Origin of the sequence: Shewanella sp. MF05960, assembly GCF_050849305.1 — a bacterium.
GTDB lineage: Bacteria > Pseudomonadota > Gammaproteobacteria > Enterobacterales > Shewanellaceae > Shewanella.
The window spans coordinates 95580-120610 of sequence record NZ_JBOZPS010000015.1 but is presented as its reverse complement, the minus strand read 5'-3'; the positions used below and the strand labels follow the sequence as shown (position 1 = coordinate 120610).

Here is a 25031-nt window from a genome sequence, read left to right as displayed (position 1 = left end):
ATATTAAGTATAAAGACAAAGAAAAAGAGCGCTATTTGATCACACTGGCGAGATCAATCAAGCTATTTTTTATCTCTTTGTTTTTAAAAAGGATGTATGAAAAGCGATCGAGTATGATCAGCCCCTGAGTCAGAATGGGTTTCACTGGTATTTTCTGTGAAATGGAATACATGAAAATGAATAAAAGCATCAACTATAATACGCCTTTGTTATCTTTCTGTTACGTCAAAGTCATTTTTGACTAAAAAATCAGGAATGTAATCAGTTTCAACCGTTAACTGGTAACCTTTAATATCATAAGCATGGCTAGCAGCAGCCATCAATGGCAGTGATATCCACCCTTGCCGCTCTCTTTCATCCTTTTTCCAATATTTTTTATGAGCCTCTAGCGCCTCTACCATGGCTTCATTAAATTCATCTTGTGCGTTGGCTGTGTAAATACAGCGGTATACTGGCATCAAAGGCAACAAAATATGTTGTACATAACGGCGACGACCAGACGCTATTGCATTAGGGTCAGCCGCAATTAATGCCGCCTCAAGTAAGTCCCCCATATTGGCTTCAGGCTCAAATAAACCCTTCATTAAATTAATAAGCGCAGTATCAAATGCATCAGCTTTAATGTTTGCATTATCAAACACACTTTGAGGTACTTGAATAAGTTGCTCTATCGCCTTTTTGTCACGCTGTGTTACCGCTGCATAAAATACTTTTTCCCACACATCTGTATGTAAATAAGCACCCGCAGGACCACCTGTTAACGCAAAAGTATCATTATTAATAGTTACATCAAAGGTTTCACCTTGCTTGCAAACAAAAGCAAAATTGGCACAACCAAACTCTTTAATATGTTGTAAATAGCGCACAATTTTTTGATGGGGCACATCAGCCAACACCGCCTCACCAAAGGCATTAATAGCATCTTGAATAGAGCCACCTAAAACGTCTTGAGCATTTTGAGTTTTAATGGTGTTGAGACCTATGTGCAGTAACTCTTCGTATCTATTAATTTTATCAATTATACGCTCTATTTTTTTTGCTTCAAAATGTCTTGATATCATGTATTGTATTCCGTCTTTTTTTAGTGTAAGTATTGCTAAAATCACTGGTTTTTGTTTTGGCTAACGAGCCATCTTTATGTAGTTTTTGACTGACCTTTTTCAATATCGGCTGGGCCAATTCTTTTATAGAAAATAAAGAGGGAACAGCCGTTGGTTTCCTCTTGGTCTGGTGTGGGCGAAGCGCCACGACGTTAGTGGCCGTAGGCCATAAGTACAAAAGTACAAAGTACAAAGTACAAAAACTAACACCTGGATCTCGGCTCAAAAGCATTACCGGGACGACGATTCCCCCCTGCGTAAGTTGACTACTTATGACCTTTGCTCTGGTGGGGAGAAGCGCCACGACGTTAGTGGCCGCAGGCCATATACTAACGGCTATATGAAAACAAAAAAGCCATAAAAAAACCAGCTAATTAGCTGGTTTTTAACGTGATGTCATTACATCATTATTTAAAGTGCGGCTAGCGCGACTTTACATAACTGCGTAATACGATCCCATTCTTCATTGTCTACTGCATCTGTTGGGGCAATCCAGCTGCCGCCGATACAATCAACGTTTGGCAGAGCCAAGTATTCTTTGTATGTCGCTGGGCTGATGCCACCTGTTGGGCAAAAACGAATATCCGCTAATGGGCCAGAGAATGACTTAAGTGCATTCACGCCGCCTGAAGCTTCAGCAGGGAAAAATTTGAAGTGAGTGTAACCTAACTCCATTCCCACCATGATTTCAGAAATACTGGCAATACCTGGGATTAAAGGCACTGTGCCCTTTTTAGCCGCTTTTAATAAATCAACCGTGGCACCAGGAGTGATAATAAACTGCGAACCTGCTGCTACGGCTTGATTAAGCTGAGCTTCATTTAAAACAGTACCTGCACCCACAAGGGCCTCAGGCACTTCTTTAGCAATTTTAGCGATGGCTTCAAGTGCACAAGGAGTACGTAATGTCACTTCTAATACACTGATCCCGCCAGCAACCAATGCTCTGGCTAAAGGCACAGCGTGTTCTAGTTTGTTTATTACCATAACCGGAACTACTGGGCTACGTTTAAACACTTCTTGTGGTTGAAGTAACCAGTTATTAGGCTCAATCATGTTACCGACTTCCTTTATTTTTAATATAATTCATCAATAGCGCTAGTGCTGCGAGCGCCTGTTTCTGGGCTGCTTAAGCTGCGACGTAACGCACCAAACAATTCACGGCCCATGCCGTACGCTGAATGGTGTAAGTCCACAATCCCTGCGGTGCGGTTAGCAAGTGTTTTCTCATCGACTAAAAGCGTTAATTCGCCGGTGGTCGCATCGATACGGATCACATCGCCATCTTGTACTTTGGCAATTAAACCGCCGTCTAATGCTTCTGGTGTTAAATGAATAGCTGCAGGCACTTTACCTGATGCGCCAGACATACGGCCGTCGGTGACTAATGCGACTCTAAAGCCTTTATCTTGTAAGGTACCCAAGAATGGCGTGAGTTTGTGCAGTTCAGGCATACCATTAGCTTTAGGACCCTGGCCTTTCACAACAACAACGCAATCACGGTCTAACGAGCCAGACTTAAATAATTCGTCAATTTCATTTTGATCGTTAATCACAACCGCAGGAGCTTCGATAATACGATTACCTGCTGGGACTGCAGAAACCTTAATCACAGCACGGCCTAAGTTTCCTTTTAGTAAGGTTAAGCCGCCGTTGCTTTGGAAAGGCGTATCAAGATGCGTTAGTACTTCTTTGTCTAACGATTCAGTGACACCATCAACCCACTTTAATTCGCCATCGATTAAACGAGGCTCTTGGGTGTAACGGCGTAAACCGTAACCGGCAACAGTATTAACGTCTTCATGAATTAAGCCGCCATCAAGTAACTCTTTAACCAAGAAAGCCATACCGCCAGCAGCATGAAAATGGTTAATATCAGCATGACCATTTGGATAAACGCGGGCAATAAGCGGTACAGCAGCCGACAATTCTGAGAAGTCATCCCAGTTAACAATAATGCCGGCAGCACGGGCAATAGCCACAATGTGCATGGTTAAGTTAGTTGAACCGCCGGTAGCGAGTAATGCAACGATACCGTTAACCACTGACTTTTCGCTAACCACTTCACCAATTGGGGTGTATTGCGTGCCCAATGAGGTTAAACGGCACACTTGCTTAGCCGCCATTTTGCTTAACTCATCACGTAATGGGTCATCAGGGTTTACAAAAGATGAACCTGGCAACTGTAAGCCCATGACTTCTAGCATTAATTGGTTAGAGTTAGCGGTGCCGTAGAAGGTACACGTACCCGCACTGTGGTAAGACTTAGATTCCGCTTCAAGCAATGCGGCGCGGTCAACCTGCCCTTGGGCAAATTGCTGACGAATACGGGCTTTTTCTTTGTTTGGGATACCGGACTTCATTGGGCCTGCTGGCACAAATAACATCGGTAAATGACCAAAACTCAATGCACCAATCAATAGGCCTGGAACGATTTTGTCGCAAATACCCAGTAGTAAAGCACCGTCAAACATGTTGTGCGATAACCCTACTGCGGTCGACATAGCAATGACTTCGCGGCTCAGTAAACTCAGCTCCATACCGGGTTGACCTTGAGTCACACCGTCACACATGGCTGGTACGCCTGCAGCGACTTGCGCAACACTGCCGACATCCATACACGCTTGCTTAAGCATGTTTGGGTAGGTTTCATACGGTTGGTGGGCAGATAACATGTCGTTAAATGCAGTCACAATACCAATGTTGGCTTTGGTCAGTTGGCGTAAAGAGTCTTTCTCTACTGGCTGACAGGCAGCAAAACCGTGGGCTAAGTTGCCACAGCTTAATGCACTACGGTGAACGCCTTGAGCTTTGGCATCGTTTAGAGCAGATAAATAGCTTGAACGCGACTGTTGGCTGCGAGCAATAATTCTATCGGTAACAGTTTGTACTACTGAATGCATGGTAAAACTCCTTACGCGCTATAGAACACATCAACGGGCGTTTTACGCTGCGCTAATACGGCTCTAATGGGCATTTGGGTAACATCATCGTTTTCAAGTGCTTGATGATATACAGTTAATTTTGACTCTCCAACAAGATGCAAATAAATCTGACGGCTATTTAAAATGGCATCTTTAGATAACGTAATTCGAGCATGTGGTGCTGTAGTTGGATTGACCGCTGCACATAACGCCTTGGTGGTCAGGGCGTTATCTAATTCAGCGCTACACGGGAACCATGAACAGGTATGTCCATCGGTACCCATGCCCAACACGACCACGTCAAACGGACGAGGAAAGTTAGCCAATGATTCGCTGGTCATGTCACAACCCGCTTCTGGGCTGGCAAACATATTTTTAAGCCCACGGAACTTGGCACTGGCGGCACGATTTTGTAACAAATGTGCTCGAACCAGTCTTTCGTTAGAATCTTTTTCATCGGCATTAACCCAGCGCTCATCGGCTAACGTGATGTACACATCACTCCAGTCGACTAACTTATGGCTTAATAACTCAAATAATTTTAACGGCGTTGAACCACCTGATACCACTAAACTGGCTTTGCCACGAGTATCAACCGCATCTTGCAATTGCTGAGCAATTTTGTCGGCTAATTTAGCTTCTAAGTCCGCGGGTGTATCAAACGATTTAAATACAGTTTCTTTAATCATATCTGCTCCCTACTCGTCCCAAGAACGGCCGTCTTTAGTGATAAGTGCCACAGACGCCACAGGGCCCCAAGTACCCGCTGGATACGGTTTTGGCTTTTCACCGCTTTGTTCCCAAGACTGAATGATTCCGTCAACCCACTTCCATGCTTGCTCTACTTCGTCGCGACGAACGAACAAGGCTTGGTTACCTAACATGGCTTCAAGTAATAAACGCTCATAAGCATCGGCAATACGTTCGTTTTTAAAGGTATCAGTAAAACTTAAGTCCAATTTGGTGGTTTGTAAACGCTGCTTTTGCTCAAGACCAGGCACCTTGTTCATCATTTGGATTTCAACCCCTTCATGAGGCTGCAAACGGATGGTTAACTTGTTAGGTGGCAGGTTACGGTAGCTTGCACGGTACAGGTTGTGCGGTGGATTTTTAAAGTACACCACAATTTCGCTGCTCTTGAACGGCATACGCTTGCCGCTGCGTAAATAGAACGGCACGCCAGCCCAACGCCAGTTATCAATATCAACACGTAATGCCACAAAGGTTTCGGTGTTTGAATTAGTGTTCGCGTCTTCTTCTTCCAAATAACCAGGAACAGGCGAGCCTTTTAAGAAGCCGGCACTGTATTGACCACGCACGGTATTCTCGTACACGTTGTCTTGGTTAATTGGGCGCAATGACTTAAGCACTTTTACTTTTTCATCACGAATGCTGTCAGCGTCTAAATTGACTGGTGGGTCCATTGCAACAAGGGTTAACACTTGCAGTAAATGGTTTTGGATCATGTCGCGCATCTGGCCAGCGCCATCAAAGTAACCCCAACGGCCTTCAATACCCACTTCTTCAGCAACCGTAATTTGGACATGATCGATTGTCCGGTTGTCCCACTTCGATGCAAACAACGAGTTAGCAAAACGCAGTGCAATCAAGTTTTGTACGGTTTCTTTACCTAAGTAATGGTCAATACGGTAAACCTGATTTTCGTTAAAAAATTCGGCAACTTGATCGTTGATCACATGCGATGATTCTAAATCGGTTCCGATGGGTTTTTCTAATACAACGCGGGTGTCTGACTTAATTAAATCTTGCTCATTTAAACAACGACAGATAGCACCAAAAATTGAAGGAGGCGTTGCGAAATAGTTCACCATGACACGCTTACTTGGCTCAAGTAAATCGTGGAAAGCTTTGTAACCTTCTGGCTCGGTAAAATTGGTACCGATGTAATGACAACGACTGAGAAAGCGTTCTAGCGTGGTTGGACAGATTTCATCTTTAACAAAAGTGTTTAGTGCTTTTGTTACAAGGGCGATGAATTCTTCGTGGGTGAATGCATCTTTTGCAACACCAATGACCTTGGTTTCTTTATCGAGTAACTCTGCTTTATCTAGCTGGTATAAAGAAGGTAATAATTTACGCCTAGCTAAATCGCCTTTTGTACCGAAAAGTACGAAGTCACAAGCCTTGGCTCCAATTGATTTGCCCATTGCTGAAAGCTCTCCTGATTATGTGTGTGCGCCATGTTCGAATTCGGTCGATGAATAAAAACACACTTTTGTTGTAATATAACAACAGAATTTGAATATTGCATCTTTAATTTACAAATATTGCATTGTGGTTAACCTAGTCATCTTTACCCATTATCTGGTATTATTTTCTACCTATAACAAGGCTTAGAAACCGTTTAACCGTGATCTGTGTCTTGAAAAATAACAACAGGATCGTGTAAAAGGTAAAAAAATAACTTAAATCACGAAATTCCTGTAAGTTATGGTATAAAACTACATAACCTACTACTTAGCTACTTTTTAGCGGATGCTTGCTTATGAATACCCTAGAAAAGGTTCAAAAAAGCCTTACCCAATTTAGTAAATCGGAACGTAAAGTTGCCGAAGTCATATTAGCCTCACCGCAAACAGCTATACATTCTAGTATCGCAACGTTAGCCAAGATGGCTGATGTGAGCGAGCCTACCGTTAACCGCTTTTGCCGTCGCCTAGATACTAAAGGCTTCCCTGATTTTAAGTTACATTTGGCACAAAGTCTTGCTAACGGCACACCTTATGTTAGTCGACATGTTGAAGAAGACGACTCTACAGACTCTTATACAACAAAAATCTTCGAATCTTCAATGGCATCGCTCGATACCGCACGTCAAAGTCTTGATACAGCGGCCATCAATAAAGCCGTTGATGTATTAACGCAAGCCAAGACTATTTCGTTTTTTGGCCTTGGAGCTTCCTCTTCTGTTGCCCACGATGCCCAAAACAAGTTCTTTCGTTTTAATGTACCAGTAATTTGTTTCGATGATGTGTTAATGCAACGCATGAGCTGCATTAACTGTAATGAAGGCGATGTAGTGGTGTTGATATCTCACACTGGTCGCACCAAATCATTAATCGAAATAGCGCGCATTGCTCGTGAAAATGGCGCCGCGGTGATTGGTATTACCGCCCGTAACTCGCCATTATCATTAGAGTGTACGTTGCCTGTCACCATGGAAGTACCAGAAGACACCGACATGTACTTGCCAATGGCGTCCCGTTTAGCACAGTTAGTGACAATCGATGTACTGGCTACTGGCTTTACGTTGCGCCGTGGACCAAGATTCCGTGAAAACCTAAAACGGGTTAAAGAAGTCTTAAAAGAGTCTCGCGTGAATAAAGAACTCACCATTTAACGGCGATTTGTTACCCGAACTGTTAAATAATTACACAATAAATTAAGTTTTGATCCCGGGTTTGTAATCTAACATCAGTACTTAAAAGACACTAAAGGCCAAACGGGTGATCCCGATTGGCCTTTTTTATTGTAAAAATCACTTATATGTCACATAAAGTACACCGTAAAAGTCGTTTTTTTGTTTGTAACTTTACTACATTAATTAAGAATGTCTGTTAATATAGTTACATCATTTAAGTACTAAGATAGCTTGTGTACTTTAAATAACCGAATTCTATTTAACTCAAAATCTTACTTATCATTAACGGAGTATCTCATGTTCCGCAGAACAAAAATCGTTACTACACTTGGACCCGCAACTGACCGCGATGACAATTTACGTAAAATTATCGCAGCCGGTGCTAACGTGGTTAGACTTAACTTTTCACACGGTTCACCAGAAGATCATTTAAAACGTGCTACAGATACACGTAGAATCGCTAAAGAATTAGGCAAACATGTTGCTATTCTTGGTGATCTACAGGGCCCAAAAATCCGCATATCTACGTTTAAAGACAACCAAAAAATTAAACTTAACTTGGGCGATAAATTTATCCTTGATGCTGATTTAGGCAAAGGTGAAGGCGACGATAAACAAGTGGGTATTGATTACAAGCAACTTCCAGATGATGTTGTGATTGGTGATATCTTGATGCTTGATGATGGCCGCGTGCAATTACGCGTTGACAGTGTAGAAGGCCGTAAAGTCTTTACCACTGTAACTGTTGCAGGCCCTTTGTCGAATAACAAAGGCATCAACAAAAAAGGCGGCGGCTTAACTGCTCCTGCGTTGACTGAAAAAGACATGGCAGACATTAAAACGGCTGCGATGATTGATGTTGACTACTTAGCTGTATCGTTCCCACGTACTGGTGCTGATTTAGACCTTGCACGTAAACTTGCTGTAGAAGCAGGCAGTTATGCATTAATCGTTGCTAAAGTTGAACGTGCTGAAGCCGTTGAAACTGATGAAGCGATGGATGATGTGATCAGAGCATCTGACGTAGTGATGGTTGCTCGTGGTGATTTGGGTGTTGAAATTGGCGATGCAGCGTTAGTTGCAGTGCAAAAGCGTTTAATTCAACGTTCGCGCCAGTTAAACAAAGCCGTTATTACTGCAACGCAGATGATGGAATCAATGATCACTAGCCCAATGCCAACCCGTGCAGAAGTGATGGACGTGGCTAACGCGGTATTAGATGGTACTGACGCTGTTATGCTATCAGCTGAAACTGCTGCTGGTGACTTCCCAGAAGAAACCGTAATGGCAATGGCTAACGTTTGTTTAGGTGCAGAATCACACCCAAGCGTGAAAGTGTCTAAGCACCGTATGGATCAAAGCTTCTCATCAGTTGAAGAAACAATCGCATTATCAACTATGTATGCCGCTAACCACCTAGCTGGCGTGAAAGCGATTATTTCGTTAACAGAATCTGGCGCAACGGCAAAATTAATGTCACGTATCAGTTCTGGCTTACCGATTTTTGCTTTATCACGTCATCAGAAAACATTAGCCAGCATGGCGATGTATCGTGGTGTTCAGCCAATTGAGTTTGACTCAACGGCTTTCCCTGCTGACGAATTAGCGAAAGAAGCATTGAACTGCATGGTTAAGGCTGGTTACTTATCAAGTGGTGACATGGTACTGATGACCAAAGGCGATGCGATGGAAACCATCGGTGGCACTAACACTTGTAAAGTGTTGATTGTTGCATAACTCGCTCAATATGACCCTCGCAGCCTGCTAAACCACCTGCTGCTGAGTCAATAATGTTAAAGCCAACCTCGCGGTTGGCTTTTTTATTGCCAGAATGAATACCCATCCGCATTAATAAGTGACTACTAAAGTAAGATATCGCACTCGACTCACCCGCCGTGATGAGATGCCGTGATTGGTATCCTCCCTAAACTCAAGGTATAAAAAAGCCCCGACTGAGTCAGGGCTTTAGTGTTAAATCATGTTATATCTCAAAGCAATTATAACTTGTCGAAATCATTAACATTGATTGCGGCTAAACGCAGTACATCGGCTTCTACAAGTTGTTTGTGTTCAGCTTCTGTAATGATGTCTTTATCAAGCGCCACATCAAACAGCTCAAGCATCGGTAACTTAGGCTTTAAGTGACCACTGCGTTGTGCTTTTTTAAGCTTCTTGTACAAATCTTTCGCTGCATATTTGGCTAGGAATGCATTTTCCACTTCAGCAATACCGCTGGTGTCACCGTCGAACTCACCACACAGGAAAGTAATACGGTCACGTGCAGGTCCTGGCTTAAGCATGCCTTTACACACCTCAACCGCAACTTTGTCGCTTGGTGCGTTAAAGTGATTACCCAGTGGGAAAATCAACACTCGTAATAGTACCGCAGCAATTTTACTTGGGAAATTACGTATCGCATCGTCAAGTGCTTTAGCCGCTAAGTGTAAACGCTCAGTCATCGCGTAATGCACAGCAGGCAAATCATCTTGTTGACGGCCATTGTCTTCAAATAACTTCAACGTGGCTGAGGCTAAATATAGTTGACTCAATACGTCGCCCATACGTGCAGAAATCATTTCTTTACGCTTAAGGTCGCCGCCCATAATCAACATTGATAGATCAGTCATAATCGCAAGTGATGACGAAATACGTGTCATGTCGCGGTAATATTGCTGAGTGGGTCCGCTTACTGGCGCACTGGCAAAACGACTGCCGGTTAACGCGCTACCCAAAGAGCGTAATGCGTTACCGATGGCATAACCCATGTGACCAAGTAGTAATGAATCGAAACGATCTAGTGCCGATGTTTCATCTTCCATGCCCGCGGCTTCCATTTCAGCCAACACATACGGATGACAACGGGTTGCACCTTGACCAAAAATCATCAGTGAACGCGTTAGAATGTTTGCACCTTCAACGGTAATTGAGATTGGATTAGCCATAAATGCATGGCCTAAATAGTTTTTAGGGCCTAATTGAATGCCTTTACCAGACTGGATGTCCATTGCATCTTCAAGCACGTCACGACCCAGTTCAGTCATGTGATACTTAGCAATAGCGGTGACGACTGACGGTTTTACTTTTAAATCGATACCTTGGGTCGTTAAACGACGTGCCGCTTCAAGTTGATAGGTATTGGCAATAATACGCGCCATCGCTTCTTGTACGCCTTCAAAGTTACCAATTGGCATACCAAACTGTTGACGAACATAACTGTAAGCTGTGGTCGTTTTAGTGGCCACGTGGCCAGATGCTGTTGCAAGTGCAGGTAATGAAATACCACGCCCAGCAGACAAACATTCAACCAGCATACGCCAGCCTTTACCGGCATATTGAGGGCCACCAATAATCCAATCTAACGGGATAAAGACATCTTCGCCGCTCGTGGTACCGTTCATAAATGCCATCATTAATGGATTATGACGACGGCCAATTTCTACGCCTTTATGATCGGTTGGGATCAAGGCACAGGTAATACCTAGGTTTTTAACATCGCCCAATAAACCATCAGGGTCACGCATTTGGAACGCTAAACCCAATACTGTTGCAACGGGTGCAAGGGTAATGTAACGCTTGTTCCACGTAAGGCTTAAACCTAACGTTTCTTCGCCTTCAAATTCACGACGACACACAATACCCACATCAGGGATTGCGCCAGCATCACTGCCCGCTTCTGGACCGGTTAACGCAAAACAAGGAATGTCTTTACCGACAGCAAGAGACGGTAACCAGTGATCTTTTTGCTCTTGAGTACCATAATGCGTCAATAACTCACCAGGGCCTAACGAGTTAGGTACCATTACCGTTACTGCGGCACTCACACTGCGTGTAGCAATTTTGGCCACAATCGTTGAGTTAGCATAAGCAGAAAACTCGCGCCCGCCGTATTTCTTCGGGATAATTAATGCAAAGAACCCTTCGTCTTTAAAGTATTGCCACAATTCTGGTGGCAAATCTTTACGATTATGAACGATATCGAAATCGTCAATCATGGTAAGGGCGGTTTGAACTTGATTATCGATAAAATCTTGTTCTTCTGCCGTTAATGTTGGCTTACCGTAACTGTGTAACATATTCCAGTTCGGCTTACCGCGGAATAATTCACCTTCCCACCACACGTCGCCCGCTTCCATTGCTTCTTTCTCGGTGCTCGACAAAGGTGGCAACACTTTTTTGAAGAACGAAAATACCGGACGCGTAATAAACTGCATGCGGATATTACGTACGCCAAAGAGGACAATGATCGCGATAAGTAGCAATATGACGATACTCATTTTATACCTTCTTAGTTTGTTAACACAGGGACAGCCACACCGGCTGCCATGTAGGGAATGACTTTACGAATAATTGCTTCAGTGTTGTTATGCTCACCATAATCGGCTGCGGCAATTTCATTTAATGCATCTGCTGATGCCATGGTGAACACAATGGTTCCCAAGGTAAAATGTAAACGCCAAAACATTTCTGCTGGCGGAATGTGCGGCGCACTTGCCGCAACAGCTTTAACAAATGTAGCTAAGTGCTCACCATAATGTGTGGTGATAAACCAGCGTAAATGACCTTGGCTTTCTATGTAGCCACGACCGAGCAACTGCAGAAAAATAATTGTTCCGCCGTTACGCACTTTATTTAATTCTAGTAACGGTTTAATTAAAGCAGAAAAAATCTCGTTTAGTGAAGCGTGTTCAGGCGCATGATGTAAACGATTTATCTCAATGGCTGCACTTGGCATAAACACGTCAAGGTAGCGTGCTAATACTGCACGGATTAATTCTTTTTTAGAACCAAAATGGTAATTGACCGACGCCAAATTGACTTCGGCTTTACTGGTGATCAGTCGTAACGAAGTTTCAGAAAAACCCCTCTCAGCAAACAACTTTTCAGCAGCATCAAGTATTCTTGTTTTTGTATCAGTACGGCTTGCCATTCCATGACCCAATTTAATTTAAACACCCGTTTAAATTAATCATTGAGCGCACAGATGTCAATTGAAATTATTTGCTTTATAGATAAAACCGGACAACAAAAACCTTAACAACTGCACCAGATTATTAACTTTCATGCAAAGTTTGCTGTTTTTCGGTACACTGGCGTCGATAAGAAAAACAAGGATGCCAATAAAATGAACTTCCCTTTAAAACAACCGTCTCAAATTGCACTTATTGTGTCACTCGCGTTAGGCCTTAGTGCCTGTAATGACACTCAAGCAACTGTTAGCGCACCGGCAGCTAAAGTAGAACAAATTGATAGCGCTGCTGCGATTGAATTTATCAATCAAGCCGAAGCCGATTTAGCTCAACTCAACATTGAAGCCAATCGTGCGGAATGGATTTACTCTAATTTTATTACTGATGACACCGCAGCATTATCTGCTGCCATGGGTGAAAAAGTCACTTCTACGTCGGTGCGTTATGCCACCGAAGCAGCCAAGTATGCGAATGTTGAACTCGATGCGGTTAATGCCAGAAAACTGAATAGCCTGCGCAGTAGCCTAGTGCTACCCGCGCCATTAGATCCGGCCAAAAACGCTGAGCTGGCCAGTATTGTGTCTGAACTTAATGGCATGTATGGCAAAGGTAAATATTGCTTTGCTGATGGTCGCTGCTTAACTCAGCCTGAGCTGTCTAATCTTATGGCTGAGTCAAAAGACCCTGCCGTGCTTCTTGAAGCGTGGCAAGGCTGGCGCGAGATCGCTAAGCCAATGCGCCCGTTATTTGAGCGTGAAGTCGAACTAGCCAATGAAGGCGCAAAAGATCTTGGCTATGCTGATTTATCCGAATTGTGGCGCAGCCAGTACGACATGGAGCCCGATGCTTTTTCAGCCGAGTTAGACCGCTTATGGACACAAATAAAACCATTATATGATTCGTTGCACTGTTATGTTCGTGGTGAGTTAAACGAACAATACGGTGATGAAGTTGCCCCTAAAACCGGCCCTATTCCAGCACATTTACTCGGTAATATGTGGGCACAACAATGGGGCACCATTTATAATAGTGTGGCACCAGAAGATGCTGACCCAGGTTATAACGTGACAGAACTATTGGCCAAGAATGGTTATGATGAAATCAAAATGGTTAAGCAAGCTGAAGGCTTCTTTACCTCTTTAGGGTTTGGTGCTTTGCCAGACAGCTTCTGGACACGTTCGATGTTTGTCCAACCACAAGACCGTGATGTGGTGTGTCATGCATCGGCCTGGGATTTGGACAATCTGGACGACATTCGCATCAAAATGTGCATTCAGAAAAATGCCGAAGACTTTACCGTAATCCACCATGAGTTAGGTCATAATTTTTATCAACGTGCTTATAAAAACCAGCCGTTTATCTTTAAAAACTCTGCTAACGATGGTTTTCACGAAGCCATTGGCGATACAATTGCGTTGTCGATTACCCCTAAATATTTGCAAAAAATTGGCTTATTAGACACAGTGCCAGATGCCTCAAAAGACATTGGCTTATTATTAAAACAAGCGTTAGATAAAATTGCATTTATGCCATTTGGCTTGATGATTGATCAATGGCGTTGGCAGGTATTTAACGGCACGATTAAGCCAGAGCAGTACAACCAGGCCTGGTGGGATTTACGTGAAAAATACCAGGGCGTTAAAGCCCCTATTGCACGCAGTGAAGCCGATTTTGACCCAGGCGCTAAATATCATGTACCGGGTAACGTTCCGTACACGCGTTACTTTTTAGCCCACGTATTGCAGTTCCAATTCCACAAAGCTTTGTGTGATATTGCTGGCGATACCGGACCGGTTCATCGTTGCAGTATTTATGGTAACGAAGCGGCCGGAGCTAAATTGAATGAGATGCTTGAAATGGGTGCAAGCCAACCCTGGCCTGAAGCCCTTAATGTTGTCACCGGCACGAAGCAAATGGACGCAAAAGCAGTATTAGATTACTTTGCGCCATTACAAGTGTGGCTTGATGAGAAAAACACTGAAGCTAACCGTCAATGTGGCTGGTAATACTCAGATAAACCTTGATTAATCACTCGGCCCAAACTTGAGTGTGGTGCTGAGATGAATAAACAAAGTGGCGCTGAAAAGCGCCACTTTGTTTATCTAAAGCCGCTACCTTTTCGGTTTAACTCGCTATTTTCAATCTTCTTTTGCTGTGATTTTTTTAGCATCACAAATACCGCACCTACCCCGCCTTGATTACGTGTCGCTGAATGATAAGCGGTAACGGGTTCTATTTGTTGTAACCAGTGACACACCGCTGATTTCATTAACGCCGGATAGGGTCTACTTTTATAACCCTTACCATGAATGATCAACACATTGCGCTCACCACGCTCATAGGCACTCAACAAACAATTAATCATACTGTCGCGCGCTTGGTTTAGCCGATATTCATGAAGATCTAACACTGTTTTAATCGGATATTTTCCCAACCTTAATTGTTTAAACACTTCGTCTTGAATGCCGTCAATTTTATAACTGACCATGTCATCTGGTTGCAGTGGCTGTATTAAATGTGGATCGGTCGGTAATAACTGTAACAATTCATGTTGTTGTGCAGCCGCTCGCTTTGCAAGTTGAGCATCTGTTACACTTAATGGATTAAGCCATGTTTGCGCCGCAATGCTTTGGCGCTCAGGTTTTAAGGGGGTAACGTCGGCCATTTCTTGTAAAAATAAATCATCATCATTAAAAGACATGGTTAACCTCCTACATACTTTGTAAAGATTATGCGCTTTAGCAAAATCATTGAATAATTTATAGTTGTGCTTACGGTATCGCGTGATGGGTTTCGTTTCCTCTTAAAAAAGAATATCAAAAAGAGAATATGCATTGAAAAAAATATTGTTACGTTTTAACACATCAGTCTTAGCTTATTTTATCCTTACGATGTGTTTGTGTATTTCTACGCTTAACGCGGCTGCAGCAGAGCCTATTCCTCACAAAGCACTCAATGCTAACTTTAGCCAATTAGTGCATGCATTTGAACATTTAGACCTCAACAGCATAGAGAAAATCTATACTGAAGATGCAGCCTACGTTTCTGAAACCCAAGACAAAGGGATTATTCTGGGTAAACAAAATATCCTCAATTTGTACACGCGATTTTTTGATAAAATAAAGCGCAAACAAGCTTCATTAGAAGTCGACTTCAGAGTACTTGTACGTCACAGTGACAAAAATAGCGCAACCGACATAGGTTATTATTTAGTGCGCTTTCATCCTGGTGCTGACTCGGGTGAACCGGTGAGTGAATTTGCGGGTAAATTTGTTACGGTTTCAGCGAAAGACAGTAGCGGGAAATGGTTGATCAGTGTTGACTCAAATACCCATGCTACTGCAAAACTTTATTATGATGCGAAGCCTGTGCCTAATTTGTATTATGGCCGTCAATTTATCACCTCTACTCCTACAGAGCCGAGTACCACACCATAATGGCAATCAATATCACGGCAACAGATTTATGCCCTTGCGGCAGCCAAACCTCGTATCAACAATGTTGTTTACCCTTTCATTCGGCTGAAAAAGTGGCCCAGTCACCACAACAACTTATGCGTTCACGTTATTGTGCTTTTGTTGTCGGTCAGTTTGATTATTTAATCTCGACACATCACCCAGATTATCGCCAAGGGTTAACGGTAGATCAGTTAGCCCAAAGCAATACTCACTGGTTAGGATTACAAGTACTGGCAACAAAACAGCTAGACCGTATTGGAGAAGTGACATTTAAAGCATGGTATATAGAAGATAAGCACATCGATGCCATTTACGAAAACTCATCGTTTGTGTTATGTGAGGGGCAATGGCTTTACACAGAAGGAAAACAAATGACTACGCGCGCCCCTGAAAGAAATGAGCCCTGTATTTGCCACAGTGGCCGTAAATTTAAACAGTGTTGCGCTAAGCTAACTCATTAATATTATACAGGCACCCAAGTGCTGTGTTTATCGATAAACTCCGCAAACTCGTTCACCCTTATCGCTGGGCTGTACAAGTATCCCTGGGCATGATGACAGGCACTTAGGGATAAAAACTCTTCTTGCTCTTTTGTTTCAACGCCTTCGGCAGTCAATGAGATATTCAATGCTTTCGCCATTGCAATAATCGCACTGACAATTTCACGGCTTTCTCGGCTCGATGAAATATCCATAATAAATGAGCGATCAATTTTAAGTTTCGATATAGGGAACTGTTTCAAATACTTCATGGAACTGTAACCCGTACCAAAATCATCAATCGCCAAGCCTACACCTAATTCCGCTAGTTCATGGCATAAGTTAATTGCATAACGAACATCACCCATTAACTCAGTTTCAGTGATTTCTAAAATTAATGTTTTTGGTTTGATGCGATAGCGCGTCACTAGTCGCCACACTTGCTCGTACAAATTACCGCTAAAAAATTGTCTTGCAGCTACGTTAACGTGCATCGCAATATCGACGTTTTTATGTTGCCATAAGTTAAGCTGTTTACAGGCCGTTTCTAATACCCACTCACCGATAGGATTTATCATTCCGCTTTGCTCGGCAATATCGATGAACGCGCCTGGGTACAGCACGCCTTTTTTAGGGTGATGCCAACGAATTAACGCTTCAGCACCAATATATTGATTGGTTTGTAAATCCATTAATGGTTGGTAATAGAGCTCAAACTCACGGCCTTTAATCGCGTGCTGTAAATCCCGCTCTATTTCAGCATTACTGGTAAATTCATCTAACAAATCAGCATTAAAAAACTGATAGTGCATTTCCAACTTACTCTTTGCATATTGCAAGGTAATATCGGCACAAGATAACGGTGAAAACAAGCCTGCCACAGACTTGATATCAACAACCGCAATAGCCGGTTTAGGGCTGACTTTCTCACGTGAAATCACTGCTGGAGCAACTAAACTTAAATACAGTCGTTTCACCATTTGCTCTTGCTCGGCAATCGAATCGCCTGCATTGCCAGAATGGGTAGGTAATAAAATAGCGTATTCATCGCTGCCGACTCGGGCAACATCAATGGCATTTGCTGATAATGAAAAATGCTTTAACCGACGGGCAACTTCAATCAATAATGCATCGCCTTGTTCATGGCCATGAGTATCATTAAAACGCTTAAAGCCCATTAAATCGATAAGAATAAGAGTGCCATCAATTGCGCGATCAAGTTGCTGTGTAAAATAGCTACGATTATGCAATCCGGTCAAACTGCAATGCCAGGCAAGGTGTTCTAATTCCGCTTTATGCAGGTATTCACTTGAATTGTCATAACTTGAAACCAGCGCATAATGTTTACCCAGTTCGGTCACAAAAGGCGTAATGTGATAATTGAGCCAATACTCGCTCCCATCAGTACGATTGAGCTTTATATTACCTTTAACAACCTCTTTATTATGAAGTTTTTTTATAATGACATCTAACAGTTCTGGAGTAGTGCGGAAAATATCAAGATGTAATGCACTTTGGTGTTCAATCGTCTCTCTGGCAAGGCCCGTCATTTTTTCATGCGCACCGTTAACGTATTCAACAATTTTACTGTCGGTATTAACCAGCATGACCACATGTTCTGACTGCTCTGTCGCATTTCGCAGTAAATAAATTTGTTCGTTACTGTCATAGGTGTAGCGCGTCGCTAACGTGAGCGCTAATTGATCTGCACATTGCACGGCAAATTGAATATCAGCTTTTAGCCATTTATGAGCCTGGCAGTGCTCAATGGATAATACACCTTCAATGTGGCCATTAATGCGAATGGCAATATCAATGCTAGTGCTAATGTTGTGGTGTTGATAATAGTTTGCAAACTGCTGAATGAGGTTTTTTTGATGAGAGTCACTCGATAATATATAGCGGTGTAAACGAAGCTCGGTAAAAAATTGCTGTTCAATTATCGAGGTTTGGCGCAGTGACGTATTATGATTTAAGGTATCAGCAATGTTGCTGGCCACTAAATTGTGCGAACAAATAAAACAACCATCCGAGTTTGTGGCGTCAATGGTATGAGAGTCATCAATGCTATTGGTTAGCAACCACACAGATACAAAGGATGCGTCAAACTCCTCTCTTAAGAGTTGGCAAACCATCTCAGAGGTTTCTGAAAAATTACCTTGTTGTTTAGCACTGGAATTTACAATTAACTCCAATAAGTGCTGTTGTTCTTTTCGATTCATTTACATCCCGAAACATGGCTACATTACTCAAATCTGCTGGTGTATATCATTTAAAAATGATTTTATTGTTACGCTATGAAGCGCCAGTCATTAATCAGAGTACAACTTGGGAGCGATATCCGCTTTATAAGGTACAAAATAGCAGTAAAAAAGCCTTTGCTACTATACCTTTTGTTAATGCCGCAAGATTACACTTTTAACCCGCTAACAGCAATCATTTCGTCGGCACTAACTACGATAAACGTGACGTATCATAAAGCAACTAAGCTATTGATTTAATAATAATCTAGAGTAAAGGCTAAACACGTCACGCATTATTTCACTATTTGTATTTTACTCATCTTCTACAATGAATTTTCAAGTTGAAAAATCATTTTTTCTACACTAAAAGCAAAGTTCAATGTCAATTGATACTGGTCGGCCAACGGCTTAATTTCAGCTTTGGTCTCAGGAAAACGTTGCAAAGCGATTTGTTCAAGAGCGTTTGCCTTTGTTAATGCATCTTCACCACTAAAACTTAACTGCAATAACGTGTCTTCTGCCTCGACCACTGCACCAATATCAACGAAACTGCCACAATCGGCACAACTGTCATTCACATTACTGGCTTGTTGCTGTTTAATTTGCTTAATCATGTCGTTACCTCTAAAACACCTTGTTAGTGTTTAATATCCTAACGCAAAGAACTGCTTAATTTATTTGCCAAGCTCACAAATAGCATATTAATCAATGATAGTGACGTGTTTGCCACGCACATTTTTAATGGCCACTTTATTAAGCGTACTGAAGTGCCATGGTTTGGCTTATTTTTCGCTGGGTGGCGAGCTGATCAATAAAATGCATGTCTTCAATAATATCTTGTTGCTGGTAAACATTGATTGCTTTGCGTTTTGTGAGTTCATCACAGTTGCTGAGCACTTCGACCATTGCGTCAGATTGCGCGCCACGAATAACCAGTGCTTCCGGCGTTAAGGCTTGTTGTAATTGAAATTGACGAGCGCCTTGCTTAAAAAATGGCGCATTATCGGTAACATGAACGTCACTTGACACATCATCAACAAATCGTTGTGCAGGTGGAAGCGAGAATTGTTTTCGTAATTTTTGCTCTACGTTGAGATCGATGTCTAACTGAAATTGCGCCATATCGCGAGCATCTGCCGATAACATAGCCAATAGTAAGCCAAACTCTCCGCGACGATTATGCTCAACCGCCACGTTTAATCTGCTGCCTATTTGTAACTCATTGACTAATGTTGACTCAATTTGCATATAAAAACATCACTACTTCTACTCGATGTAATTTTATCGACCAAATAAATCAAAACTTTAAGTTTTTTTTCATTTTTAGGCTTTACATACAATGGGTTTGTGAATACTATGGCGGCCGCAATTGAGGAGGGGTTCCCGAGTGGCCAAAGGGATCAGACTGTAAATCTGACGGCTCAGCCTTCGAAGGTTCGAATCCTTCTCCCTCCACCATTTGCGATGTTGTGTGATGTACCGTTTTAGTGGTTTCGATTGCTAAAGCAAAAAGTGTTAAAGTGTAAAAAGAAAGTAAGTTATAAAGAAATCGTGTGGAGGGGTTCCCGAGTGGCCAAAGGGATCAGACTGTAAATCTGACGGCTCAGCCTTCGAAGGTTCGAATCCTTCTCCCTCCACCATCTTTTCTTTATTATCTTCTTTCGCAGTGGAGGGGTTCCCGAGTGGCCAAAGGGATCAGACTGTAAATCTGACGGCTCAGCCTTCGAAGGTTCGAATCCTTCTCCCTCCACCATTTTACATCCTGCCTTTAGTTTGTTCTTATTCAGTTTCTGTTGTTCGATTTCTACTTAACACCTCTTTTCAATGTATTCCTTACTTAACTGCCATTACTTATCTTGAGCTATTACACGCCTCACCTTTTCGAATATATCCTATTTAGCAAAAAGCCTACTTTTCACTTTTTATTTTAGTTATTATCTATTCCCTTTTGGAATAAAGAGCTTGCCGTATGCCAACTACTTGGGTCAATCAGGCCATCGCTAAAATTGAAGCAGATTACCAACGTTCTGCTGATACGCATTTAATCAAATTAGATTTACCTCAATTAACTGGCATAGACATCTATTTAAAAGATGAGAGCACTCACCCAACCGGCAGTTTAAAGCATCGTTTAGCCCGTTCATTGTTTTTATATGCGCTGTGTAATGGCTGGATTAAACAAGGCACGCCGATTATTGAGTCATCATCAGGCAGCACTGCTGTATCAGAAGCCTATTTTGCCCGCTTATTAGGTCTGCCTTTTATTGCGGTGATGCCAAAAACGACTGCCAAAAAGAAAATACAACAAATTGAGTTTTATGGTGGTCAGTGCCACTTTGTTGATAATGGAAGCCAAATGTATGCCGAGTCAGAGCGGCTCGCCAGTGAACTGAGTGGCCATTATCTAGATCAATTTACTTATGCTGAACGGGCTACCGACTGGCGAGGTAATAACAATATTGCCGACTCTATTTTCAATCAAATGGAAAAAGAGCCACATCCAATCCCCAGTTGGATTGTGATGAGTCCCGGCACTGGCGGCACCAGTGCCACCATTGGCAGGTATATACGTTACCAACAACAAACTACACAATTGTGTGTTGTCGATCCTGAAAACTCGGTGTTTTTTGATTACTTTACCAGTGGCGATGCCAGTATTGTCAGCGATAAAAACAGTAAAATAGAAGGTATTGGCAGACCAAGAGTTGAACCTTCATTTATTGCAGGCGTTGTCGACAGTATGTTGCAAATACCTGACGCTGCATCTGTTGCCACTATTTTATGGCTAGAACAATTGATTGGCCGCAAAACCGGCGCGTCGACAGGGACCAACTTATATGGGGCATTATTATTAGCTACTCAAATGCGTCAGGCAGGGGAAACAGGCTCTATTGTGACCTTGATTTGTGATGCTGGAGAGCGTTATTTAGACACCTATTACAACCCACAATGGATTGACGCCAACATAGGCTGCTTTGAGCATTATCGACAAAAGCTGCAACATTTTGATGGCAGCGGGCTGTTACTTTAATAGCGTAAGTCACCTCAGCTCAGGTTAAATACAACAATGCCGCAGATTATCCGCGGCATTGATTTATCAATTTACAAGCAGTATCAATTGATGATACGAGCTTAATCAATATTTAGATATTTGTGGGTCTGAATAGATAAGCGCCAATTACGAGCAATACACACTTTCATGGCTAATGCCGTAGCGCGTTCTTTTTGGCTAATGGGCTGTAAGCAGATGGTTTTGTCGGTTAAATCAATGCCATTAAGCAGTGCATCTAATTCATCTACATGTTTTTCTGTGGCCACAGGGTGTTTAATTTCGTTGGCGCGAACTAATGCTTGCTCAAGCACTTTATAACCGCCTTTCATGTTGATTTTAGGAGACACGGTCACCCACACATCATCATGGCACTTAACCTCAAAGGTTCCACTGGTCTCTATTTGAACTTGAAAGCCTGCGGCAATAAAATCGTCAGTCATTTCAGTTAAATCGTATAAACAAGGTTCACCACCGGTTAGCACGATATGCTTTGCAGTAAAACCTTTGTCTTTAAAAGCTTGAATTAAGCTGGTACCGGTATGATCAGCCCAACGGCCAATAGTGCCATCCACTTGAATCACTTGGTCTGCACTGACTTTGTTTTCAGATAATACATCCCAAGTTTGCTTAGTATCACACCAAGCACACCCAACAGGACAACCCTGTAAGCGAACGAACAGTGCCGGGACGCCTGTAAAAGAGCCCTCACCTTGTATTGTTTCAAATACTTCGTTAACTGGATATTTCATGATTTACCTTACTTTTAACGCCCAGCAATACCACCAGACAGACAACAGGGCGGCATTTATAGAGGATTTTACTGCCTGCTGCAAGTATTTACGCCGCTTGCTTTGCACTTATGCCGACCTTAGGTAAAATATGATTTTGATTTTATCTGAATCGTTATGGCAAAAAAACCACTGCGATTGATCAGAGCGTTAAGAGTATATTCATGTCAAACACCACACCTAACACCACCAAAGCTTTAGTTGTTTTTAGCGGCGGCCAGGATTCGACTACATGCCTTATTCAAGCATTGTCACAGTATGATGAAGTACACGGCATTACATTTGATTATGGTCAACGTCATCGCCAGGAAATCGACGTGGCTAAGGCGTTAGCTGTTGAGCTGAAATTAGCCAGCCATAAAGTCATGGATACGACCTTGTTAAACGAGTTAGCCATATCGGCATTAACCCGTGATGCGATTCCTGTATCTCACGAGTTAATGAATAACGGCTTACCAAACACCTTTGTGCCAGGCCGTAATATTTTGTTTTTAACCTTAGCTGGAATTTATGCTTACCAGTTAGGCTGCAATGCCATTATTACCGGCGTGTGTGAAACCGACTTTTCCGGCTACCCAGATTGCCGCAATGAATTTATCCAATCGATGCAGCAGTCTCTGGCACTGGGAATGGATAAACCGCTTAAGATTATTACGCCGTTAATGTGGCTCAATAAAGCAGAAACCTGGGCATTGGCAGATAAATATCAACAATTAGCCTTAGTGCAACAACAAACCTTAACTTGTTATAACGGTATTGTTGGTACAGGATGTGGCGACTGCCCTGCTTGCTTATTACGCCAACGCGGACTCGATGATTACTTGCAAAACCAAGATTCTGTGATGGCTTCGCTAAATAGTAAGATGGCATAACACCTCTTATTGAAGGCATATTTATCGACGTGTTGTAAAACAATTGCTGCTTTAAAGGGATTATTTCCAATATCCCTTTAAAGCATTCTATGACTATAATTCATTATCGATGCTCCGATGCTTACACTCGTCCGTCAGATAATGTTTAGAGGTAATTTTGGCCAAACAATCACATTCAGTTGGACCCTATCATTTTTTAGTGGTGATCAGCGTCATCTGTATCATGCTGTTTGCGGCTGACGTCCCGACCCCAGCCTTTTTCCCTGTAGATAACTATTTCAGTTATCGTTATGACAATATCGCGCAAGGTGAAGTGTGGCGTTTGTTCAGCGGTAATTTGCTGCATACCAACCTGTGGCATTTATTAATGAATTTGGCAGGTTTTTGGGTGATTGTCTTCTTACATGAAGTGCACTACAAACGACACCCAGAAAAGCTAGTGCTGTTATTTGTGTGTTTATGTTTACTTGAAGGTATAGGGCTATATTTGTTTTACCCAAGCTTAAAAGCCTATGTGGGCCTAAGTGGCATGCTGCATGGCTTATTCGCCTTTGGTGCAATGATGGACATTCGCAAAGGCTACAACTCAGGTTATTTGTTGTTGGTTGGGGTCATTGCTAAAGTGGCATACGAGCAATACTTTGGCGCAACAGAAAGCGTGACAGAGTTAATCGGCGCCAGAGTGGCGACAGAGTCACACCTTATCGGGCTTATTTGTGGTTTATTGTGCGCGTTATGTTGGTCTTTTGTCGCAAACCGCTTCAAATATAATAAGTTGTCTTAAGGCTTATTGATGTTCAGCGTTATTTAATTGAGCGCATTTTTTAAAGTAATCTTTTTGAAACATTCTTTTAAAAGTAATGTTTTTAAAGTTATCTTTTTAAAACAATCATCCAAAGGCGATGATGCTAATCGATTAGCATCATCTCTATCGGTAACGATAATTGACATCATCGTTACTGAGCTTGCTTATCACTGACCTCACCCATGGTTGTCTCTTCTGTGGGTTCATCTCGTACACCAATATCTTGCTGCTCAGTGTTTAAGTGTTCAGCTTGCTGGGCACGCTCAACTAACTTGTTGTATTCTGTTTCAGTGATTAAATAGCTTTTTAGAGGTGGCAACGGTTTTTCGACCTTTTGCTCAAGTGGAATGTCGGCTAAACCACTAATGTCAGCCCTGCCGAAAATCAGTGCTAGCGCAATCACCAATCCATGAACCATTAATACAATAACCCAACTGTTGTTACCCGTTAATCGCGCGAATATTGTTTGCACACGATTACCGTGTTGCTCAATTTCATCATCAACTAATAATGGCTGATTATTGTTGGTATTACTTGCTATGGCCCCTGTTAACTGCAATTGGATACCATCTGCAACATGCTGTTGGTGCTGTTGCAGTTGTGTATCATCTTGAACGTCATTTTCAGGTGTAATAAAGGGCGTAACGTCGAGATTAAAATCAATGTGTTCATTTTCTGCATCTTGTTCAGGCTTTGCAGTATTCATAGTGTCACCTTTAGCGCATGGCATCTTTGGATGGTCAATATCGCGACTACCGGGCTCTGTATTTGGGCGCTGATGCGAGGAAAAGTATATGTCAGACATCGTGACTGATTGGCCAAGAAATATTGAATAAGTATAACGTGATTAACGGTTTTCAGTGCACTATATTTATCGTGTCAGTTGGCTTTTTTGATAAATAATATTTAACCTAACTATTTTAATTGTTTGAATAAAATCATAAAAAAATAAACCCAGAAA

The 25031-nt window shown here is 42.3% G+C and carries 21 protein-coding genes and 3 tRNA genes; 11 read left to right on the top strand and 13 right to left on the bottom strand.

Annotated elements, in window-relative coordinates:
• Window positions 1-209: 209 nt before the first annotated feature.
• The 5 genes from ACROAE_RS15245 to zwf all read right to left on the bottom strand — a co-directional run bounded on the left by ACROAE_RS15245 (window position 210) and on the right by zwf (window position 6192).
• Window positions 210-1061, bottom strand: a complete 852-nt coding sequence (locus tag ACROAE_RS15245; RefSeq protein WP_432403233.1) for an immunity 49 family protein — start codon at window positions 1059-1061, stop codon at window positions 210-212.
• 450 nt (window positions 1062-1511) lie between these two features.
• Window positions 1512-2156 carry a bifunctional 4-hydroxy-2-oxoglutarate aldolase/2-dehydro-3-deoxy-phosphogluconate aldolase gene (locus ACROAE_RS15240; protein WP_432403231.1) on the bottom strand — a complete coding sequence of 215 codons (645 nt, stop codon included), beginning with the start codon at window positions 2154-2156 and terminating at the stop codon, window positions 1512-1514.
• A gap of 20 nt (window positions 2157-2176) precedes the next feature.
• Window positions 2177-4003 carry a phosphogluconate dehydratase gene (gene edd, locus ACROAE_RS15235; protein WP_432403229.1) on the bottom strand — a complete coding sequence of 609 codons (1827 nt, stop codon included), beginning with the start codon at window positions 4001-4003 and terminating at the stop codon, window positions 2177-2179.
• An 11-nt stretch (window positions 4004-4014) separates the two neighbouring features.
• Entirely contained in the window at window positions 4015-4713 is a 699-nt protein-coding gene (gene pgl / locus ACROAE_RS15230; protein ID WP_432403227.1) for a 6-phosphogluconolactonase, read from the bottom strand.
• A gap of 9 nt (window positions 4714-4722) precedes the next feature.
• The gene (gene zwf, locus ACROAE_RS15225; protein ID WP_432403225.1) at window positions 4723-6192 is read right to left on the bottom strand and encodes a glucose-6-phosphate dehydrogenase; all 1470 of its coding nucleotides are present in this window, start codon (window positions 6190-6192) and stop codon (window positions 4723-4725) included.
• A gap of 338 nt (window positions 6193-6530) precedes the next feature.
• Between zwf and ACROAE_RS15220 the strand changes: the two genes are divergently transcribed.
• Window positions 6531-7385: a MurR/RpiR family transcriptional regulator gene (locus tag ACROAE_RS15220; RefSeq protein ID WP_432403223.1), complete on the top strand. Its 855-nt coding sequence runs from the start codon at window positions 6531-6533 to the stop codon at window positions 7383-7385.
• A 318-nt stretch (window positions 7386-7703) separates the two neighbouring features.
• Window positions 7704-9143, top strand: a complete 1440-nt coding sequence (gene pyk / locus ACROAE_RS15215) for a pyruvate kinase (protein WP_432403221.1) — start codon at window positions 7704-7706, stop codon at window positions 9141-9143.
• A 260-nt stretch (window positions 9144-9403) separates the two neighbouring features.
• Here pyk and ACROAE_RS15210 read toward each other — a convergent pair whose 3' ends face one another.
• Together ACROAE_RS15210 and ACROAE_RS15205 are read right to left on the bottom strand one after the other, a co-directional pair.
• The gene (locus ACROAE_RS15210) at window positions 9404-11680 is read right to left on the bottom strand and encodes an acyl-CoA dehydrogenase (RefSeq protein ID WP_432403219.1); all 2277 of its coding nucleotides are present in this window, start codon (window positions 11678-11680) and stop codon (window positions 9404-9406) included.
• Between the two features lie 11 nt (window positions 11681-11691).
• Complete coding sequence (locus ACROAE_RS15205) at window positions 11692-12333, bottom strand: TetR/AcrR family transcriptional regulator (RefSeq protein WP_160052423.1); 642 nt, start codon at window positions 12331-12333, stop codon at window positions 11692-11694.
• A 195-nt stretch (window positions 12334-12528) separates the two neighbouring features.
• Here ACROAE_RS15205 and ACROAE_RS15200 point away from each other — a divergent pair, with 195 nt between their 5' ends.
• Window positions 12529-14379, top strand: coding sequence for a M2 family metallopeptidase (locus ACROAE_RS15200; protein WP_432403216.1), 1851 nt, complete (start codon window positions 12529-12531; stop codon window positions 14377-14379).
• A 92-nt stretch (window positions 14380-14471) separates the two neighbouring features.
• Here ACROAE_RS15200 and smrA read toward each other — a convergent pair whose 3' ends face one another.
• A complete protein-coding gene (smrA, locus tag ACROAE_RS15195; protein ID WP_432403214.1) occupies window positions 14472-15074 on the bottom strand; it encodes a DNA endonuclease SmrA in 603 nt (200 codons plus the stop codon).
• 133 nt (window positions 15075-15207) lie between these two features.
• On the opposite strand from smrA, the gene ACROAE_RS15190 reads away from it, so the two are divergent.
• Window positions 15208-15810 (top strand): YybH family protein, encoded by a 603-nt coding sequence (locus ACROAE_RS15190; RefSeq protein ID WP_432403212.1) that lies wholly within the window; start codon window positions 15208-15210, stop codon window positions 15808-15810.
• Window positions 15810-16292 (top strand): YchJ family protein, encoded by a 483-nt coding sequence (locus ACROAE_RS15185; RefSeq protein WP_432403210.1) that lies wholly within the window; start codon window positions 15810-15812, stop codon window positions 16290-16292. Before ACROAE_RS15190 ends, ACROAE_RS15185 begins: the two co-directional genes overlap by 1 nt.
• Before the next feature lie 2 nt (window positions 16293-16294).
• Here the strand turns inward: ACROAE_RS15185 and ACROAE_RS15180 are convergent, their stop codons facing one another.
• The 3 genes from ACROAE_RS15180 to ACROAE_RS15170 all read right to left on the bottom strand — a co-directional run bounded on the left by ACROAE_RS15180 (window position 16295) and on the right by ACROAE_RS15170 (window position 19801).
• Window positions 16295-18532 (bottom strand): sensor domain-containing phosphodiesterase, encoded by a 2238-nt coding sequence (locus ACROAE_RS15180; RefSeq protein WP_432403207.1) that lies wholly within the window; start codon window positions 18530-18532, stop codon window positions 16295-16297.
• Between the two features lie 344 nt (window positions 18533-18876).
• The gene (locus tag ACROAE_RS15175) at window positions 18877-19167 is read right to left on the bottom strand and encodes a DUF406 family protein (protein WP_432403204.1); all 291 of its coding nucleotides are present in this window, start codon (window positions 19165-19167) and stop codon (window positions 18877-18879) included.
• A gap of 139 nt (window positions 19168-19306) precedes the next feature.
• Window positions 19307-19801, bottom strand: coding sequence for a VC2046/SO_2500 family protein (locus tag ACROAE_RS15170; RefSeq protein ID WP_432403202.1), 495 nt, complete (start codon window positions 19799-19801; stop codon window positions 19307-19309).
• Window positions 19802-19926: 125 nt separating this feature from the next.
• Between ACROAE_RS15170 and ACROAE_RS15165 the strand changes: the two genes are divergently transcribed.
• From ACROAE_RS15165 to ACROAE_RS15150, 4 genes are all read left to right on the top strand, one after another.
• Window positions 19927-20011, top strand: a tRNA-Tyr gene (locus tag ACROAE_RS15165).
• Window positions 20012-20108: 97 nt separating this feature from the next.
• Window positions 20109-20193 (top strand) — tRNA-Tyr (locus ACROAE_RS15160).
• A 28-nt stretch (window positions 20194-20221) separates the two neighbouring features.
• Window positions 20222-20306: transfer RNA gene (locus ACROAE_RS15155), tRNA-Tyr, on the top strand.
• Between the two features lie 216 nt (window positions 20307-20522).
• Window positions 20523-21584, top strand: a complete 1062-nt coding sequence (locus tag ACROAE_RS15150; RefSeq protein WP_432403200.1) for a PLP-dependent cysteine synthase family protein — start codon at window positions 20523-20525, stop codon at window positions 21582-21584.
• 101 nt (window positions 21585-21685) lie between these two features.
• Here ACROAE_RS15150 and queE read toward each other — a convergent pair whose 3' ends face one another.
• Window positions 21686-22354, bottom strand: a complete 669-nt coding sequence (gene queE, locus ACROAE_RS15145; protein ID WP_432403198.1) for a 7-carboxy-7-deazaguanine synthase QueE — start codon at window positions 22352-22354, stop codon at window positions 21686-21688.
• A 203-nt stretch (window positions 22355-22557) separates the two neighbouring features.
• Here queE and queC point away from each other — a divergent pair, with 203 nt between their 5' ends.
• Both queC and rrtA read left to right on the top strand, forming a co-directional pair.
• On the top strand, window positions 22558-23265 hold the full coding sequence (gene queC / locus ACROAE_RS15140) for a 7-cyano-7-deazaguanine synthase QueC (protein ID WP_432403196.1): 708 nt from the start codon (window positions 22558-22560) through the stop codon (window positions 23263-23265).
• A 223-nt stretch (window positions 23266-23488) separates the two neighbouring features.
• Window positions 23489-24049, top strand: coding sequence for a rhombosortase (rrtA, locus tag ACROAE_RS15135; RefSeq protein WP_432403240.1), 561 nt, complete (start codon window positions 23489-23491; stop codon window positions 24047-24049).
• Between the two features lie 172 nt (window positions 24050-24221).
• Here the strand turns inward: rrtA and ACROAE_RS15130 are convergent, their stop codons facing one another.
• Window positions 24222-24776, bottom strand: a complete 555-nt coding sequence (locus ACROAE_RS15130) for a hypothetical protein (protein WP_432403194.1) — start codon at window positions 24774-24776, stop codon at window positions 24222-24224.
• Window positions 24777-25031: the final 255 nt, after the last annotated feature.

Coding starts and splice junctions, on each gene's coding strand:
- ACROAE_RS15170 (WP_432403202.1), bottom strand. CDS start 19,801: ATGCAAATTGAGTCAACATTAGTCAATGAGTTACAAATAGGCAGCAGA.
- ACROAE_RS15210 (WP_432403219.1), bottom strand. CDS start 11,680: ATGAGTATCGTCATATTGCTACTTATCGCGATCATTGTCCTCTTTGGC.
- ACROAE_RS15150 (WP_432403200.1), top strand. CDS start 20,523: ATGCCAACTACTTGGGTCAATCAGGCCATCGCTAAAATTGAAGCAGAT.
- zwf (WP_432403225.1), bottom strand. CDS start 6,192: ATGGGCAAATCAATTGGAGCCAAGGCTTGTGACTTCGTACTTTTCGGT.
- ACROAE_RS15220 (WP_432403223.1), top strand. CDS start 6,531: ATGAATACCCTAGAAAAGGTTCAAAAAAGCCTTACCCAATTTAGTAAA.
- ACROAE_RS15205 (WP_160052423.1), bottom strand. CDS start 12,333: ATGGCAAGCCGTACTGATACAAAAACAAGAATACTTGATGCTGCTGAA.
- ACROAE_RS15130 (WP_432403194.1), bottom strand. CDS start 24,776: ATGAATACTGCAAAGCCTGAACAAGATGCAGAAAATGAACACATTGAT.
- ACROAE_RS15175 (WP_432403204.1), bottom strand. CDS start 19,167: ATGATTAAGCAAATTAAACAGCAACAAGCCAGTAATGTGAATGACAGT.
- ACROAE_RS15245 (WP_432403233.1), bottom strand. CDS start 1,061: ATGATATCAAGACATTTTGAAGCAAAAAAAATAGAGCGTATAATTGAT.
- ACROAE_RS15240 (WP_432403231.1), bottom strand. CDS start 2,156: ATGATTGAGCCTAATAACTGGTTACTTCAACCACAAGAAGTGTTTAAA.
- queE (WP_432403198.1), bottom strand. CDS start 22,354: ATGAAATATCCAGTTAACGAAGTATTTGAAACAATACAAGGTGAGGGC.
- rrtA (WP_432403240.1), top strand. CDS start 23,489: ATGCTGTTTGCGGCTGACGTCCCGACCCCAGCCTTTTTCCCTGTAGAT.
- ACROAE_RS15180 (WP_432403207.1), bottom strand. CDS start 18,532: ATGAATCGAAAAGAACAACAGCACTTATTGGAGTTAATTGTAAATTCC.
- edd (WP_432403229.1), bottom strand. CDS start 4,003: ATGCATTCAGTAGTACAAACTGTTACCGATAGAATTATTGCTCGCAGC.
- smrA (WP_432403214.1), bottom strand. CDS start 15,074: ATGTCTTTTAATGATGATGATTTATTTTTACAAGAAATGGCCGACGTT.
- queC (WP_432403196.1), top strand. CDS start 22,558: ATGTCAAACACCACACCTAACACCACCAAAGCTTTAGTTGTTTTTAGC.
- pyk (WP_432403221.1), top strand. CDS start 7,704: ATGTTCCGCAGAACAAAAATCGTTACTACACTTGGACCCGCAACTGAC.
- ACROAE_RS15185 (WP_432403210.1), top strand. CDS start 15,810: ATGGCAATCAATATCACGGCAACAGATTTATGCCCTTGCGGCAGCCAA.
- pgl (WP_432403227.1), bottom strand. CDS start 4,713: ATGATTAAAGAAACTGTATTTAAATCGTTTGATACACCCGCGGACTTA.
- ACROAE_RS15200 (WP_432403216.1), top strand. CDS start 12,529: ATGAACTTCCCTTTAAAACAACCGTCTCAAATTGCACTTATTGTGTCA.